The organism is Glaciimonas sp. CA11.2, from assembly GCF_034314045.1.
Taxonomy (GTDB): domain Bacteria; phylum Pseudomonadota; class Gammaproteobacteria; order Burkholderiales; family Burkholderiaceae_D; genus Glaciimonas.
On the sequence record NZ_JAVIWL010000001.1, the window covers coordinates 1,011,253 to 1,028,486 of the forward strand.

The 17,234-nt window shown below is 49.2% G+C and carries 14 protein-coding genes, 2 tRNA genes and 1 rRNA gene; 8 read left to right on the top strand and 9 right to left on the bottom strand.

Features of this window, described 5'->3' with window-relative positions; translation table 11 throughout:
• Positions 1-73: 73 nt before the first annotated feature.
• The 4 genes from RGU75_RS04300 to RGU75_RS04315 all read right to left on the bottom strand — a co-directional run bounded on the left by RGU75_RS04300 (position 74) and on the right by RGU75_RS04315 (position 3,178).
• A tRNA-Ala gene (locus RGU75_RS04300) sits at positions 74-149 on the bottom strand.
• Positions 150-170: 21 nt separating this feature from the next.
• Positions 171-247, bottom strand: a tRNA-Ile gene (locus tag RGU75_RS04305).
• Between the two features lie 89 nt (positions 248-336).
• Positions 337-1,869, bottom strand: a 16S ribosomal RNA gene (locus tag RGU75_RS04310).
• Between the two features lie 532 nt (positions 1,870-2,401).
• The gene (locus tag RGU75_RS04315) at positions 2,402-3,178 is read right to left on the bottom strand and encodes an enoyl-CoA hydratase (RefSeq protein WP_322233327.1); all 777 of its coding nucleotides are present in this window, start codon (positions 3,176-3,178) and stop codon (positions 2,402-2,404) included.
• Positions 3,179-3,421: 243 nt separating this feature from the next.
• On the opposite strand from RGU75_RS04315, the gene RGU75_RS04320 reads away from it, so the two are divergent.
• Positions 3,422-3,859 (top strand): universal stress protein, encoded by a 438-nt coding sequence (locus RGU75_RS04320; RefSeq protein WP_322233329.1) that lies wholly within the window; start codon positions 3,422-3,424, stop codon positions 3,857-3,859.
• A 138-nt stretch (positions 3,860-3,997) separates the two neighbouring features.
• On the opposite strand, the gene RGU75_RS04325 is transcribed toward RGU75_RS04320, so the two are convergent.
• Positions 3,998-5,233, bottom strand: coding sequence for a murein transglycosylase A (locus RGU75_RS04325; protein ID WP_322233331.1), 1,236 nt, complete (start codon positions 5,231-5,233; stop codon positions 3,998-4,000).
• Positions 5,234-5,479: 246 nt separating this feature from the next.
• The gene (gene apaG / locus RGU75_RS04330) at positions 5,480-5,854 is read right to left on the bottom strand and encodes a Co2+/Mg2+ efflux protein ApaG (RefSeq protein ID WP_322233333.1); all 375 of its coding nucleotides are present in this window, start codon (positions 5,852-5,854) and stop codon (positions 5,480-5,482) included.
• Between the two features lie 205 nt (positions 5,855-6,059).
• On the opposite strand from apaG, the gene rpe reads away from it, so the two are divergent.
• The 7 genes from rpe (at position 6,060) to RGU75_RS04365 (ending at position 14,388) form a co-directional block, all read left to right on the top strand.
• Positions 6,060-6,734 (top strand): ribulose-phosphate 3-epimerase, encoded by a 675-nt coding sequence (rpe, locus tag RGU75_RS04335; RefSeq protein ID WP_322233335.1) that lies wholly within the window; start codon positions 6,060-6,062, stop codon positions 6,732-6,734.
• Positions 6,731-7,447 (top strand): phosphoglycolate phosphatase, encoded by a 717-nt coding sequence (locus RGU75_RS04340; RefSeq protein WP_416186782.1) that lies wholly within the window; start codon positions 6,731-6,733, stop codon positions 7,445-7,447. Before rpe ends, RGU75_RS04340 begins: the two co-directional genes overlap by 4 nt.
• A gap of 238 nt (positions 7,448-7,685) precedes the next feature.
• Positions 7,686-9,200: an anthranilate synthase component I gene (trpE, locus tag RGU75_RS04345; RefSeq protein WP_322233337.1), complete on the top strand. Its 1,515-nt coding sequence runs from the start codon at positions 7,686-7,688 to the stop codon at positions 9,198-9,200.
• On the top strand, positions 9,200-9,763 hold the full coding sequence (locus RGU75_RS04350) for an aminodeoxychorismate/anthranilate synthase component II (protein WP_322233339.1): 564 nt from the start codon (positions 9,200-9,202) through the stop codon (positions 9,761-9,763). The genes trpE and RGU75_RS04350 overlap by 1 nt, the downstream gene beginning before the upstream one ends.
• Positions 9,764-9,957: 194 nt before the next feature.
• Positions 9,958-10,995: an anthranilate phosphoribosyltransferase gene (trpD, locus tag RGU75_RS04355; protein WP_322233341.1), complete on the top strand. Its 1,038-nt coding sequence runs from the start codon at positions 9,958-9,960 to the stop codon at positions 10,993-10,995.
• 59 nt (positions 10,996-11,054) lie between these two features.
• Positions 11,055-11,858 (top strand): indole-3-glycerol phosphate synthase TrpC, encoded by an 804-nt coding sequence (gene trpC, locus RGU75_RS04360; protein WP_322233342.1) that lies wholly within the window; start codon positions 11,055-11,057, stop codon positions 11,856-11,858.
• A 139-nt stretch (positions 11,859-11,997) separates the two neighbouring features.
• Positions 11,998-14,388 (top strand): GspE/PulE family protein, encoded by a 2,391-nt coding sequence (locus tag RGU75_RS04365; RefSeq protein WP_322233344.1) that lies wholly within the window; start codon positions 11,998-12,000, stop codon positions 14,386-14,388.
• A 211-nt stretch (positions 14,389-14,599) separates the two neighbouring features.
• Here the strand turns inward: RGU75_RS04365 and RGU75_RS04370 are convergent, their stop codons facing one another.
• The 3 genes from RGU75_RS04370 to RGU75_RS04380 all read right to left on the bottom strand — a co-directional run bounded on the left by RGU75_RS04370 (position 14,600) and on the right by RGU75_RS04380 (position 17,095).
• Positions 14,600-15,628: an aldo/keto reductase gene (locus RGU75_RS04370; protein WP_416186783.1), complete on the bottom strand. Its 1,029-nt coding sequence runs from the start codon at positions 15,626-15,628 to the stop codon at positions 14,600-14,602.
• Positions 15,615-16,046: a MerR family transcriptional regulator gene (locus RGU75_RS04375; RefSeq protein WP_322233346.1), complete on the bottom strand. Its 432-nt coding sequence runs from the start codon at positions 16,044-16,046 to the stop codon at positions 15,615-15,617. The genes RGU75_RS04370 and RGU75_RS04375 overlap by 14 nt, the downstream gene beginning before the upstream one ends.
• A gap of 317 nt (positions 16,047-16,363) precedes the next feature.
• Entirely contained in the window at positions 16,364-17,095 is a 732-nt protein-coding gene (locus RGU75_RS04380) for an SDR family oxidoreductase (RefSeq protein WP_322233348.1), read from the bottom strand.
• Positions 17,096-17,234 lie beyond the last annotated feature (139 nt).

Sequence of the window (17,234 nt, forward strand, 5' to 3'; positions counted from 1 at the left end):
CGCGCAAATACTGACTTAGGTTTGATTTTTTACGCTTACTTTATGCACCAGGCGGTGTGCCCGGAAAAGTAAATGGTGGAGGCTAACGGGATCGAACCGATGACCCCCTGCTTGCAAAGCAGGTGCTCTCCCAGCTGAGCTAAGCCCCCCTTAAATCGTACCTCTATAACTGGTGGGTCTGGTTGGGCTCGAACCAACGACCCCCGCGTTATCAACACGGTGCTCTAACCAACTGAGCTACAGACCCGTCCTGATTAGCACGTTCCTAATATGACTGTTCTTCTTCTAACTAACACACCGATAAGTGTGGACGCTTAATGTCCGGGCAAACTCTAGAAAGGAGGTGATCCAGCCGCACCTTCCGATACGGCTACCTTGTTACGACTTCACCCCAGTCACGAATCCCACCGTGGTAAGCGCCCTCCTTACGGTTAGGCTACCTACTTCTGGTGAAACCCGCTCCCATGGTGTGACGGGCGGTGTGTACAAGACCCGGGAACGTATTCACCGCGACATGCTGATCCGCGATTACTAGCGATTCCAACTTCATGTAGTCGAGTTGCAGACTACAATCCGGACTACGATACACTTTCTGGGATTAGCTCCCCCTCGCGGGTTGGCGGCCCTCTGTATGTACCATTGTATGACGTGTGAAGCCCTACCCATAAGGGCCATGAGGACTTGACGTCATCCCCACCTTCCTCCGGTTTGTCACCGGCAGTCTCATTAGAGTGCCCTTTCGTAGCAACTAATGACAAGGGTTGCGCTCGTTGCGGGACTTAACCCAACATCTCACGACACGAGCTGACGACAGCCATGCAGCACCTGTGTACTGGTTCTCTTTCAAGCACTCCCTGATCTCTCAAGGATTCCAGCCATGTCAAGGGTAGGTAAGGTTTTTCGCGTTGCATCGAATTAATCCACATCATCCACCGCTTGTGCGGGTCCCCGTCAATTCCTTTGAGTTTTAATCTTGCGACCGTACTCCCCAGGCGGTCTACTTCACGCGTTAGCTGCGTTACCAAGTCAATTAAGACCCGACAACTAGTAGACATCGTTTAGGGCGTGGACTACCAGGGTATCTAATCCTGTTTGCTCCCCACGCTTTCGTGCATGAGCGTCAGTGTTATCCCAGGGGGCTGCCTTCGCCATCGGTATTCCTCCACATCTCTACGCATTTCACTGCTACACGTGGAATTCTACCCCCCTCTGACACACTCTAGCCTTCCAGTCACAAATGCCATTCCCAGGTTAAGCCCGGGGATTTCACACCTGTCTTAAAAAACCGCCTGCGCACGCTTTACGCCCAGTAATTCCGATTAACGCTTGCACCCTACGTATTACCGCGGCTGCTGGCACGTAGTTAGCCGGTGCTTATTCTTCAGGTACCGTCATTAGCCCCAGGTATTAACCAAGACCGTTTCTTCCCTGACAAAAGAGCTTTACAACCCGAAGGCCTTCTTCACTCACGCGGCATTGCTGGATCAGGCTTGCGCCCATTGTCCAAAATTCCCCACTGCTGCCTCCCGTAGGAGTCTGGGCCGTGTCTCAGTCCCAGTGTGGCTGGTCGTCCTCTCAGACCAGCTACTGATCGAAGCCTTGGTGAGCCTTTACCTCACCAACTAGCTAATCAGATATCGGCCGCTCTGATAACGAGAGGTTCTTGCGAATCCCCCTCTTTCCCCCGTAGGGCGTATGCGGTATTAGCTAATCTTTCGACTAGTTGTCCCCCATTACCAGGCACGTTCCGATATATTACTCACCCGTTCGCCACTCGTCAGCGGAGCAAGCTCCCTGTTACCGTTCGACTTGCATGTGTAAGGCATGCCGCCAGCGTTCAATCTGAGCCAGGATCAAACTCTTCAGTTTAATCTCTGTTTTGTGGCATTGCTGCCTAGCATCGCTGCTATCGCTCACTCAAAATACTGACAGGCTATCTCCCCAATTTGACTCAGGCAAATATCCTATTTTCTTCTTTTGTGAACATTTAATGTTTTAAGTTATACGCAAACCACCGAAGTAGTTCACGCTGCACTTTCATTAAACGCCCACACTTATCGGCTGTTAATTGTTAAAGAACTGTCTCTGTTTGGCGTCACACCCAACCTTACGCTCGGTGTTCGCAGCGCTGACAAAGCGTTTTGTTTGTCAGCAGCAGAGAGATGAGATTATGTGGCACTTCGAACTTTTCGTCAACTTCTTTTTAAATCATTTTAGAAACAATTTAAAACCAAATCAACTCACAACTACCGCTCAAAACACCCCACTTTACAACCTCGTTTCCGCCTCCAATTTCGCCCTTCGCACCGCTTGCGCCGTACTCAGTATTTCGCGTCGTTTTCAACAGAGGCCGAACTATAGCAACACATCTCAACACTGGCAAGCAATTTTATAAACAATTTTAAACATTTTTAAAAACAGGTGAACGCTTCTCTAAAAATGCCTGCATTCCCTCTTTTTGATCTTCTGTGGCGAAGGTGCTATGAAACAATCTACGCTCAAAGTGAATGCCTTCTGCCAAGGTGGTTTCATAAGCACGATTAACCGACTCTTTGACCATCATTACCGCTGGAAGCGACATATTGGCAATGACAGTTGCTGCTGCCAAGGTTTCGGCCATCAATTGATCCAGAGGCACGACCCGTGACACAAGTCCGGCGCGCTCAGCTTCAACCGCATCCATCATCCGAGCTGTCAGGCACATATCCATTGCCTTAGCTTTTGATATCGCGCGTGGCAAACGCTGCGTTCCACCAGCACCTGGAATCACACCCAATTTAATTTCGGGCTGACCGAACTTCGCATTGTCCGCTGCAATGATGAAATCACACATCATTGCCAACTCACATCCACCTCCTAGAGCAAAACCGGCTACTGCTGCAATAACAGGCTTACGAACACGGCGTATTTCCTCCCAGTTACGCGTGATGTAGTCACCTTTGTACGCATCCATGTAAGAGTAATTGGCCATTGCGCCGATATCGGCACCGGCTGCGAATGCTTTTTCACTTCCGGTAATAACGATGCATCCGATTGCGTCATCGCTATCGAACGCCAACAGCGCCCGCCCTAGCTCAGTCATCAGCTGCTCATTCAAAGCGTTCAAGGCTTTCGGGCGGTTTAGCCGAATCAGTCCGACTTTTCCTTGTGTCTCAACCAAAATTGCTTCGTATGGCATTGTGTCTCCGTGTCAGTAGGTGTTATGAAAGATTAATTGTAGCCTCTTAAAGATAACAGATACGATGATCTCGCAGGAAGCGCATTACATTTTTAACACTCATAATTAGGGCTTCGATTAGATGAGGAATTTATCAGACAGTAATGTGTCCAATTATTGCGTCTAACTATCGCCCTAAGAAGTATTATTGCAATGGCGACATCTTGAAAACGTCACAATTTCTTCATTAACAAAGGGGACATAATGTTCAAAACCATATTGGTACCGACAGATGGCTCAGTGTTGTCGGATAAGGCAATTTCCGCAGCCATCGAATTTGCAAAATTTGGCAACGGCAAGGTAATTGGTTTGTCAGTGGCTGAACCTTATCCATTTTCGCCCATGGCAGAGAGCACTATGGCGGCAGATCCCGGAACTTATGAAGAGAATATGCTGGCTCTCGCACAATTACATGTTCAAAAAGTTGCCGATGCGGCTAAGGCGGCAGGAGTGGAATGTGAAATACTTACCGCTCAAGCATTCAATCCAGATGAAGAAATTATCAATGCGGCGGAAAAATACGGTTGTGACGTTATTTTTATGGCTTCACATGGTCGAAGCGGCTTAAGTCGCCTGTTTCTAGGCAGCAAAACTCAAAGGGTCCTGGCTCACTCTACAATCCCAGTACTGGTGTTACGCTAATATAAGGCGGCAGAGCGCACGTCTACATACACACAATTAGATGCTTATCTATTTAGGTAGGTGCATATATATAGTGAAAGCCTCAACGCCAGTTGGCGTTGAGTTTGCAAGAAAATCCACTAAAGACTCCGCTGCCAATCAACGTCCGGCTATAACAGACAACTTCGGCAGCAAAACCCACATTGCGCCTCGTTGCTTCATTTTTCCTGCCTTCTCTCCGGCATCATTACCAAAACCCCAGAAAAAATCTGCCCGCACAGCACCCTTAATCGCGCCACCAGTATCTTGCGCAACGACCAACTGCTGGAGCGGCTTAGTACTATTTGGCTGAGTCGTCGCCAAAAATACAGGAACGCCGAGAGGAATAAAATGAGGATCAACCGCAATCGAACGCTGAGCGGTCAAAGGGACACCTTGGGCGCCTTTCGGCCCTTGACTCGGATCCAACACTTTCTCCTCCTTAAAAAAGACATAACTCGGATTCGAATTCAATAACTCCTGCCGCCGCGAAGGATTTGCCACCAACCAGGCTTTAATTCCTTGCGCCGAAGCCTGCGCCAGCGTCAACTCACCTTTATCAATCAAATAACGACCGATCGATCTATAAGGATAGCCATTTTGATCGGCGTAAGCTACGCGCAAAATTTCCCCATTCGCCATCTGGACACGCCCTGAACCTTGCACTTGCAGGAAAAATGCATCGACAGGGTCATCTACCCACACAATTTCTTTCCCGCTAAGACTGCCTGTTTTGTCCAGTTCAGCGCGATTTGGATAGGGCACCACCTTATTGCCAACGATGCGACCACGTAAACGCAGTCCTTTTAGCTCAGGATAAACGCTAGCCAAATCTATTGTTAATAAATCATCTGGCGCATGATAAAGGGGCGTCTGGTAGACACCCCCGCGCTTGCGGGAACCGCGTAATAGCGGCTCGTAATATCCTGTAATCAAACCATTATCGGTACCATCGGCGTTAATTACTTGATACGGGGCAAAAAATGCCTCAAAAAATGTACGAACAACGCTTTCACTGGTCGCATCCAAATCACGTGCGATAGTACAAGGCTCCGTCCAGCCAACTCTTCTCACCATGGTTGAACACGACGTCAAGAACGCCGGTAGCGCCTGACGTACATCGTCATTAAGCCAACCCGGCAAGGCAGAAAAGGTACTTAACCTCAAGGTACCAGCAGGTACCTTCATATCTGGCAAGGGTCCGACGTAAGCTGACGGAGGGGGTTTAATTTCAGGCGATTTAGGTGTGATTGATGATGACAGTGGCGGAGAAGTAGAGCACGCTGCCAGACTGAGAGCAACAATTAGAGCTGAGATACGGGCTGAAACGGGTAGACTTATGCGCTTGAATGACATTGAGGATTCTTTATGTGGTTATTGATACTTGAGGCGAGCGTTGCCTTCTTCTTATTTGTGTTTATTGTATGGTGGACTATGTCGGGCCGAAAACCGGACCAGACACCATCACGTAAAGCGCCGCCACAGAAACAAAGTGGCGATCAACATACTAAGTAAGTAACGACTAGATAACATTTACAGGAAGTAACGCCACATTTTTCAATGACGCGTTATGCGATACAACCTGGCCTTATACAACGTACATTAATGCAACGTCCGTGGCAGCGATAAAACGAATTCTGGAATTCGCGACTCGAATTGCTCGCCATCCTCTGCCACGCAGAAAAATTCGCCAAACATAGATCCTTGTGGTGTTGCCAACGATGTTCCGCTGGAATACTCAAAGCTTTCACCAGGTTGCAGCAAAGGTTGATGGCCTATCACGCCAAGCCCGCGGACTTCCTGTACTTCATTGTTAGCATTCGTAATCACCCAATGGCGAGAAATCAGTTGCGCAGCGACTTTACCAGTATTTTTAATGGTAATTGCATAGGCAAAAACATAGTGATTGCGATCCGGTTCGGATTGCTCTTCAAGATATTGGGTTTTGACAGTGACGGTAAATTCATAAGCGGACATGCAGTTTTCCTCTATTTAAACCATTAGTTCAGTGGAACCACTGAACAAGCCGACGGACAACTTCAGCGCGACGCTCTCGGATCCATGGATTCCCGCAGATCATTGCACACGAAATTATCAACTGATGCAAGTACAACTCCGCCCAGACAGCATGCGCGGAGTAAAATAGCGCATCTTTTACGCATCATCTCATTTAGTGACCGCCATGCCAAACAAACCAACCTACCGAATCGCCCCAAGTATTCTATCTGCCGACTTTGCCCGTCTCGGCGAAGAAGTGCGCAATGTTGTCAGCGCTGGCGCAGATATGATTCACTTTGACGTCATGGATAACCATTACGTTCCCAATCTCACCATTGGACCGCTGGTCTGCCAAGCAATTCGTCCTCATGTACAAGTACCGATTGACGTTCACCTTATGGTCAAGCCGGTGGATCGTATTATTCCGGATTTTGCCAAAGCTGGCGCAAACATCATCACATTTCATCCAGAAGCATCAGAACATATTGATCGATCCTTGCAATTGATTCGCGACCATGGCTGTAAAGCGGGCTTGGTGTTCAATCCAGCGACCTCTTTAGACTATCTTGAGCATGTCATGGACAAACTCGACATTATCCTGATTATGTCGGTCAACCCAGGCTTCGGCGGCCAGTCTTTCATTCTTGAAGCACTGCGCAAAATCGCCATAGTGCGTCGCTTGATCGACGATTCCGGCCGCAATATCATGCTAGAAGTCGACGGCGGTATCAAAATAGAAAATATCGCCCAAGCCGCCGCCGCCGGCGCAGACACTTTCGTCGCTGGTTCAGCCATCTTTGGAAAGCCTGATTACAAAACAGTGATTGATGCAATGCGTGGTGAATTGGCAAAAGTATGACTTTGCCTAGCGCCGAAGTGACGACTAGTATGCGCAGCGTCATGCTGACCGGCATTAAAGCGGTCATCATCGATTTGGACGGCACCATGCTCGATACGGCCCCGGACTTCCACGTCGCCATCAATCGCATGCGTGCTGATTTTGATCTGGCACCGCTGCCGCTGCAAACCATTAGCAACTTCGTCGGCAAAGGGTCGGAAAATCTGATCCGCCGCGTCTTAGGCGCAGATTATCCTCCAGCGCAGGTCGAAACGCATTTCGACGCAGCACTAGCCTCTTATCAACACCATTATCTGGCGATCAATGGCCATTACGCGACACTGTACCCAGATGTCATCGCAGGACTTCAATCCATGCGCGCATCGGGCTTGCGTCTGGCTTGTGTCACAAACAAACCCATTGCATTTGCGCTACCGCTAATGGAAACCACCGGATTACGCGATTTTTTTGAACTGGTCTACGGCGGCGACTCGTTTTCCAGAAAAAAACCTGACCCGATGCCGTTTCTGGAGGTTTTTCGGCAATTCAAGTTGGCGCCAGCACAAGTCGTAGCTATTGGTGACTCCTCAAATGACGCAATAGCAGCCCGCGCAGCCGGATGCCGCGTATTGAGTGTTCCGTATGGCTACAATCATGGCGAGCCTATACAAGACGTCGATTCGGATGGTATAGTATCCACGCTGCTTTCCGCGGCGCACTACATTTCCAGCTAAGTTCAAACGTCTTAGCTAAAAAACTCTTAAACAAAATTCTCAAATGATGTTTCTCGAAAAAAAACGTATTGTCCCATTAGCCGCCGCTGAGGCCTGGCTCTGGCGACGCTGGCAATCCTGGGCTAAGTAACCCGCTGATCGCCGCTGTCCGACTTTTCGCCTTTTTATAAAGACGATCACCGACAACGTTTTTTGTAGTCGACCCCCGCTGTTTTACAATAGCGGTCTGGAGAGAAACATGACCGAACTCGAATTCAAATCGCTGGCCGCACAAGGCTATAATCGCATCCCACTGATCGCCGAAGCATTGGCAGATCTCGAAACCCCTTTGACGCTGTATCTAAAGCTTGCGCAGACCCAGCAAACTGGCAAAAATACCTTTTTGCTAGAGTCGGTCGTCGGTGGAGAGCGCTTTGGGCGCTACTCATTTATCGGCTTGCCAGCATCAACGCTGTTGCGCAGTTTTGGCACACGGATCGAAGTCGTCAAAAATGACAAGATCATCGAAAGCCTTGAAGGCAATCCGCTCGATTTCATCGGCGAATTCCAATCGCGCTACAAAGTAGCAATCCGCCCTGGTATGCCACGCTTTTGCGGCGGTCTGGCGGGTTACTTTGGCTATGACACCGTACGCCACATCGAAAAACGGCTGGCAAACACCACGCCCAGAGATGATTTGGGCTTGCCTGACATTCAATTGCTGCTCACGGAAGAACTCGCGGTAATCGACAATCTGTCAGGCAAACTATATCTAATCGTCTACACCGATCCAACCCAGCCGGAAGCGTTTTCCAAGGGCCGCCAACGCCTGAAAGAGTTACGCATGATGTTACGCCGTCCTGCGGACGCTCCTGTAACATCTGCCTCGGTACGGACAGAAACAATTCGCGAATTCAAAAAAGAGGATTACCTCAAAGCGGTGGCCAAAGCCAAAGACTACGTCATGGCCGGTGATTTGATGCAAGTACAAATTGGCCAACGCATCAAAAAACCGTACGTCGATTCACCGCTCATGCTGTATCGCGCATTGCGGTCATTAAATCCGTCTCCGTACATGTATTTCTACAATTTCGGTGATATGCAGATTGTCGGCTCATCACCCGAAATACTGGTCCGCAACGAGCAAACTGCTGCGCCGACGCCCACCTCTGACGGAAAACGTAAAGTCACCATCCGCCCACTGGCTGGTACGCGTCCACGCGGCTCGACACCGGAACGTGACGAACAACTGGCAATCGAATTGCTAGCCGATCCAAAAGAGATAGCAGAGCACGTCATGCTGATTGATCTGGCGCGCAACGATATTGGTCGCATTGCCGAAACCGGCAGCGTCAAAGTCACCGACCAGATGGTCATCGAAAAATATTCTCACGTGCAACATATTGTCTCAAACGTAGAAGGCGTGCTGAAATCCGGCCTATCCAATCTTGACGTCCTGAAGGCAACCTTCCCCGCTGGCACCCTTTCCGGTGCACCAAAAGTGCGGGCGATGGAAGTCATCGATGAACTAGAACTCACCAAGCGCGGCATTTATGGCGGCGCTTGCGGTTATTTGTCATTCGGTGGCGAAATGGATGTCGCTATTGCCATCCGCACCGGTGTCATTAAAGACGGCATGCTATATGTACAAGCCGCCGCCGGTATCGTCGCTGACTCGGTGCCAGAGACCGAATGGGAAGAAACCGAAAATAAAGCCCGCGCAGTATTGCGCGCAGCCGAACAAGTACAAGATGGCCTGGATGGAGAAATCTGATGCTACTGATGATCGATAACTATGACTCCTTCACCTATAACCTGGTCCAATACTTCGGTGAACTGGGTGAAGATGTCCGCACCTTCCGTAACGACGAAATTTCATTCGCTGAAATCGCGGCATTGAATCCCGACCGTATCTGTTTATCGCCCGGTCCCTGTAGCCCAAAAGAGGCGGGCATTTGCGTTGAGCTATTGCAAAAGTTAGGCGGCACGCTGCCAATCCTCGGCGTCTGTCTGGGACATCAGGCAATTGGCGAGGCATTCGGCGGTGAAGTGATTCGTGCACAACAAGTTATGCATGGCAAAACGTCGCTCATTAATCATACCGGCGTTGGCGTGTTCAAGGATTTACCCAACCCGTTTAATGTCACGCGCTATCATTCGCTGGCGATCGAACGCGCATCCTTACCCGATTGCCTGGAAATCACAGCGTGGACCGATGACGGTGAAATTATGGGGGTGCGCCATAAGACGCTTGATATTGAAGGCGTCCAATTTCATCCGGAATCCATTTTGTCCGAACATGGTCACGCTCTGCTTAAAAATTTCTTACAGCGTTAATGTTGCCGGGCGCTTTTCGATCTGACATTCGATCCAGATGCCTGCGGAACGCTAACTCAACCATTCAGATATACCCTAATCCAGCAACACGTAGCGGCCATCCAGCCGTTGCGCGCTAACATTACCCATGTATTCAGGATACGATGGCATTGGTATTAAAGATGTCGTCCACGTAAAGCCTCAAGAGGAAGTTCATGCCGATTACTGACCAAGAAGCACTCTTGCGCTGCATTGAGCATCGCGAAATTTTCCACGATGAAATGTTGCATCTCTTTCGCAAAATCATGAGGGGTGAAATGTCGCCAGTCATGATCGCAGCATTGACCATGGGGTTACGCGTTAAAAAAGAAACAATCGGTGAAATTGCCGCTGCTGCACAAGTGATGCGGGAATTTGCAACCCCGGTTCCGACCACAAATACCAGCAATCTACTCGATATTGTCGGAACCGGCGGTGACGGTGCACAGACTTTTAATATTTCTACAGCAACCATGTTCGTCGCCGCAGCCGCTGGTGCACGCATTGCGAAACATGGCGGCCGGAGTGTTTCTTCTTCGTCCGGCAGCGCTGATGTACTCGAATCATTGGGTGCCAACATCAACCTGACACCGGAGCAAGTTTCGCGCTCGATAGACCAAACCGGCATCGGCTTCATGTTTGCGCCAAACCATCATGCGGCGATGAAATATGCGGCACCGGTGCGTAAAGAGCTAGGCGTGCGGACGATTTTCAATATTTTAGGCCCGCTCACTAATCCCGCTGGCGCACCGAATATCCTGATGGGCGTGTTCCATTCTGATCTGGTAGGAATCCAGGTGCGCGTGTTGCAGCGCCTTGGTGCGCAGCGTGCAATCGTTGTTTGGGGCCGCGACAATATGGATGAAGTGTCGCTCGGCGCAGCAACGCTGGTGGGTGAATTGATCGATGGCGAAATCCGCGAATACGAAATACATCCGGAGGATTTCGGGCTACAAATGATCGCTAGCCGCAATTTAAAGGTCGCCAATTCGCACGAGTCAAAAGAAAAAATATTCGAAGCGCTCGATGACGTACCGGGCCCTGCTCGGGATATCGTCGCCCTCAACGCTGGCACCGCTCTCTATGCTGCGGGCATTACCAATTCAATTGCCGATGGTTTGATTAAAGCACGCGCAGTCATGGCTTCAGGTGCTGCGCGCCGCAAACTGGAACAGTTTGTGCAAGCCACGCAATCGCTTGGTGCCAACACCTAGTTAAATACATTCCAATCCGCGAGAATACGCGCATTCAGAATACGAAATGGAAATCCGCTATGTCCGATATATTAAATAAAATTCTCGACGTCAAAGCAGACGAAATCACCGCTGCCAAAAAACAGCGTGACCTAGCCAGTCTGCGACGTGAGGTCGAAACCGATTCCGATGCCCGATTACAGTTGCGTGACTTCGAGGCCGCACTGAGAACCAAAGTCGATGCTGGTAATGCTGGCATCATCGCTGAAATCAAAAAAGCATCGCCATCAAAAGGTATCATTCGTGCTGATTTCCGCCCCGCTGATATCGCTATCAGCTACGCGACGCATGGCGCTGCGTGTTTATCCGTACTCACTGATGAGAAATTTTTTCAAGGGTCGCCGGAATACATGAAACAAGCGCGGTCGGCTTGCGCACTTCCGGTCTTGCGTAAAGATTTCATGATTGATCCGTATCAAATTTATCAGGCGCGTTATTGGGGTGCCGATGCTATTTTGCTGATCGTTGCGGCTCTTGATCATGGCTTAATGGCAGAAATGGAAGCCATCGCGCTAGAGCTTGGGATGAGCGTGCTGGTTGAAGTACATAACGCAGAAGAACTCACCGCTGCCCTCAAACTAAAAACAGCGCTATTAGGCATTAACAACCGCAATCTGCGTACCTTTGAAACGTCGCTGGAAAATACGCTGGTTTTGCTACCGCATATTTCTCCCGACAAGCTGGTCGTGACCGAATCCGGTATTCGAACAGCAGAAGACGTAAAGCAAATGCGCGACGCCAACGTACACTCTTTTTTGATAGGTGAAACATTTATGCGCGCGCCAGAACCTGGTCTGGAATTGGCAAATCTGTTTAAGAATTAACTAGAGAGTTTCATATAAGTTAGGAGTGGCAAAAAAGCGGATGTATTCTTCCGGCGGGTACGCATGACAATTTCAAGCACGACACCCTGAACGTCATCAGAACGTAACAGGGGGCTTTTGAACTTAAATGGAGAAACCAATGGAATTCGATTTGGAATGGCCCACACCCGCTCACTTCGAGGTAATAGCGACCACTCCGCCAGCAGAAAATAACCACATCGTGCCGTGCGTCGTGACCTTGCACGATGGGCGCCAAAAAGTCGGCGAGCTAATACGTTTTAATCTCGACGCAGCCCAATTGGAGTTTCACCCTGAACGTGCAGGTGAAAACATTCACATCGGATTTTCAGCCATAAAAAGTATCCGTCTGACCAATCCGGTTACGCTCCAAAGATTGTCCCTACCGTTAGCAGCGGGATTGCACGAGGCACCTTCCGCCTCCGTTAAGCAAAAATGCATTATTTCCTTCAATGATGGCGAGCGCCTGATTACTGAAACCGTCGCCTTCGTTCCGCACGAAACGGGGCTTTTCCTTTTTCTTTCCACAGTCGGCAATAACGTATTGCGCTGGTTCATTCCAGCTGGATCGATTGCTAACTATCAAATTGGCGAAAAGCTGGGAAAGATACTTGTAGACGAAAAAATTGTCTCTGCCGATGCGTTAGATGCCGGACTAAAAAGACAAAATGAACTCCGTGCATCCAAATTAGGCGATTACCTGCAACAGGAAAATCTAGTCACGGAGTTGCAAGTTGAAACAGCTTTACAAAGACAAAAGTCAATACCGCATCTAAGACTTGGGGAGGCGCTGATTCAAGAGCGCCTTATCACGGAAGATCAATTGGTACAGGCGCTCCAGCGTCAGGCCTCGGATCGGCGAATACATTTAGGCGATATTCTATGTGATATGGGTGTGGTCAACAAAGACACTATCAAGAGAGTCCTCGCACAAAAACTGGGCATCCCCTTTGTCACTTTGCTGAAGTTCCAGTTTGATCTGGAACTGATCAAAATAGTCCCCGGTGATCTCGTCCGCCGCTATAGAGTCATGCCGTTATACCGTGCGCAAACCCGGATGGTGGTTGCAATGGAAGACCCGCTTTCATCGGACGCTTTAAAAGCACTAACGGTCTACACGAAACATACTATTGATCCTGTCATGGCATCCGAGGCCGACCTCGCATCCGTGATTTCCAAGTTTTATGGCACGCAAGGTGAACGCCAGAATATTGCAGATTTTGTTTCCAAACTGGATGATAGTAGCGGCTCCGTCACCAACGAGCCCGCCGATGACGTGATCACCGAGTCCGATAACACCATGGTTCGCCTGGTGAATAAAATCATCATGGACGCCTATGAACAAGGGGCTTCTGACATCCATATTGAAACCATGAAGGGACATGAACCAACGCGCGTGAGATTTCGTAAAGATGGCGCAATGAAGGATTATTCCAACATTCCGGCAAACTTCCGAAATGCATTAATTTCCCGCCTCAAAATCATGAGCCGACTGGACATATCCGAGAAACGGCGCTCGCAAGATGGAAAAATGAACTTTGAGCAGTTCGGTCCAGCCAAAATCGAACTTCGGGTCGTCACTATGCCAACAACCGAAGGCCTCGAAGACATCGTCATGCGCATATTGGCAGCACCGCAGGCATTATCTTTGGATGCATTGGGTCTGTCACCGATGGTGTTAGAGGGCCTTCAGAAACTGGCACTCAAACCGCATGGTCTTTTATTCGTCTGCGGCCCGACCGGTTCCGGCAAGACCACTACTTTACATTCGCTGGTCAGTTATATCAATACGCCCGAGCGCAAAATTTGGACGGTCGAAGACCCCATTGAAATTACCCAAAAAGGCCTTCGGCAGGTGCAGGTTCAGGCGAAAATCGACTGGACTTTTGCCACCATATTACGCAGCTTCTTGCGTGCAGATCCAGACGTGATCATGGTCGGTGAAACGCGTGATCCCGAAACTGCCCGAACGGTGATTGAGGCTTCATTAACCGGCCATCTGGTATTTTCCACCATGCATACCAATAGCGCAGTCGAAAGCGCAGTGCGGCTTTTGGATCTCGGTCTGGATCCCTTCAATTTTGCCGATGCATTATTGGGCGTCGTCGGTCAACGACTTACGCGCAAATTATGTACCAATTGCTGCCAAAATTATGAAGCCACCGATGCGCAAATCGATATGCTTGCTTTCGAATATTGTCACGAAACAAAGCTCCAACCAGCCGATGTCATTGCTGACTGGCAGAGACGCTATAACAAAGATTACCATGCCTTCATATTACGCAAGGCAACTGGATGTGAAAAATGCGACAAAAGCGGCTACAAAGGTCGATTAGGCGTCCATGAATTGTTGCTTAATAGCGCTGCCATCAAAAGAAAAATTCATGCCAAAGCAAACGTCCCCGACATTTTAGAAACAGCAATCGGAGAAGGTATGCGAACTTTAAAACAAGATGGAATAGATAAAATATTCCAGGGCCTGACCGATTGGGAGCAAATTAGAATGCTCTAAAGGAGGCCATTTTCTGACGCTTAAAAGAATACAGCGATAGATGAAAACATCTATCGCTGAGCGCTGATTTTGTATCCGATATATCCTCAAGAAGCCATATTGCCGCACCAAAAAACTAATTGATGTCGGCTAAATTAGCCAATGAATTACGCTGAATTAGCCACATCAATCTGCCGATGTAGCCATTTTTTTTCAGCGCAATAACACGCTCTTATCCGTTCAGCAGTTTCATACTGCTCTCAACATATCGAGTGCCGCTCGCCACCCCTAATGGGAAGATCGCGTCGAGCTCTGCCAACTCGCTCTTACCCAATGTCACACCAACGGCATTCACATTTTCTTCCAGATAGGCGCGGCGTTTGGTACCAGGAATCGGAACAATATCATTCCCCTGCGCCAATACCCAAGCCAGTGCTAGTTGCCCGGGAGTGCAGCCGTTACGCACCGCGAGTTCTTTCACCTTATCAACCAGCAGCAGATTTTTTGCAAAATTGTCGCCTTGGAAACGTGGCGTGTTACGACGATAATCATCCTCGGCGAACTGCTCTGGCTTGGTGATCGCACCGGTCAAAAATCCGCGACCCAACGGGCTGTAAGGAACAAACCCAATGCCCAGTTTGCGGCAGGTGGCCAGTACACCTTGTTCCGGATCGCGCGTCCAAAGAGAATATTCACTTTGAAGTGCTGTGATTGGATGCGTTTTGTGCGCCCTCTCCAACGTTTCTGACGATGCTTCGGATAAACCGATATAGCGTATTTTCCCCGCTTTCACCAAATCAGCCAAGGTGCCGATCGTGTCTTCGATGGGCGTATTCGGATCGATGCGATGCTGATAGTAAAGATCAATGGTTTCCACCCCAAGCCGTTTAAGACTTCCCTCAACGGCACGACGAATATACTCAGGACTGCCATTGACTCCCCGTGCGTTGACGTCAGTGCTATCGCGGACGAAACCGAATTTGGTCGCGATAAAAACTTGATCGCGCTTGCCTTTAATCGCTTTAGCAATAAGCTCCTCATTCGTGTACGGACCGTACATATCGGCAGTATCGAAATAGTTAATACCCAATTCGAGGGCACGATGAATAGTCGCAATCGACTCCACATCATCCCGATTTGCATAAAAATCACTCATACCCATGCAACCTAAGCCGATAGTAGAAACTGTCGGGCCATTCACGCCGAGTGTGCGCGTGGTCATCCGCGTCATCGATGTGGTCGTAGTGTTAGTTGTGCTCATGTCCAAGTTCCCTCTCAAAAGTGTTAATCGCCGGGCGCGCATTCAAAGTCGTTTCAATGTCGGCATACATCGCAATTTTTTTGTACAAGACAGCCAAATTGCTTTGCAACTCTGCGAGCGTTGCTTCTAGCGATAATGTATGTTGCTCCAATAGCATCTTCCGTTCCGATACACTTGCCTGTTGGTTGCCCAATCTGCGCAATTCCGCATACCGTAACATTTTCCGAATGGGCAATCCTGTTGAACGTAACTTCAGCAAAAAACCAATCCAAACGATGTCTTCATCACGATAAAGTCGGTGTTGATTGTCCTGCCGTGGAATGGGATCAATCAAACCTATCCGCTCGTAATATCGCAGCGTATGCGCGGTCAGTCCGGTGGCTACCGCAGCTTGTTGAATCGTCAGGGAAGATGTCATGGCATTGAGTGTAGTAGTTAGAGTGCGCTCGAAGTCAAGCACGTTCAGACATCTTTCGCTGCAACAATACCGCGTGTCCGAAGTGGTGATGCCCTATATTGTCGAGAATATAACGGCAACTGGAGCGAATAGTGTAGCCCGAGGATCGCGACTTGGCGAGTGAGTCTGAAATCTAAACCAAACCTTTACGTCGATCAATCTCGGTATTCTGATATTGCCATCAATCAATATATTGACAGATAGCTGGGGATTGATTCTGAAGGCCCATAACCAACGCCCTGTCACGACGTTCGAGTCAATGGTTTCTTGCGTTGCAACTAAGGTGCGACTTGCAATACGGGGCGGATCAAAATCTCTTCAACCAACACATTTCCAGGTTGCGCAAATGCATATACCAACGCCTGAGCGATGTTTTCGGAGGTCAAAGCATTTAATTGCTCACGCCGTTGGTTCAACGCTGTGCTGACATTTTCGCCAAATTCGGTCCACACAGCACCGGGTTCAATCACCGTTACCCGAATACGCTCTGGACCCAGTTCCTTACGCAGTGCATCGTGAAAGCCTACCACAGCGTATTTGGTGGCGCTATACACCGACCAGTTTTCCACACCATACCGCCCGCCAACACTGGACACTGAGCAGATCATTGCGCCTTCGCGACCACGCAAATGAGGAATAGCCGCCTGCGTACAATTCAAAACACCGTACAGGTTTGCATCGATCATTTTTTTCCAGTCATCCGGTTGACTGGATTCAAACTTTGCATGAATACCCAAACCCGCATTATTAAAAAGCAGGTCAAGCCCACCGAACCGTTCGCCAACATATTTAAACAATGCTCCCACCTGAACGCTATCAGCAACGTCGGCTTCCATAATAGATGCAGCCTCACCGAGTTCGGCAGCGAGGGCCTCCAGACGCTGACGGCGTCGCGCGACCAGCACAACATGCACCCCTTCCTGAACTAAAAGGCGCGCAGTCGCCTCACCAATACCGCTTGAAGCACCCGTCACTACCGCGACCTTACCGGTAAGATCTTGCATTTTCATAAATTTCCTAACAATTAATAAAACTCAACCTGCTTCAACCTGCTCCAACTAATTTTACGCGAATTGCCAATTGGCATTTTTTTCGACGAGAAAATCCATGTCGCGAAGAGAAATACCAAAGTCCCAACAGCTAAAAAAA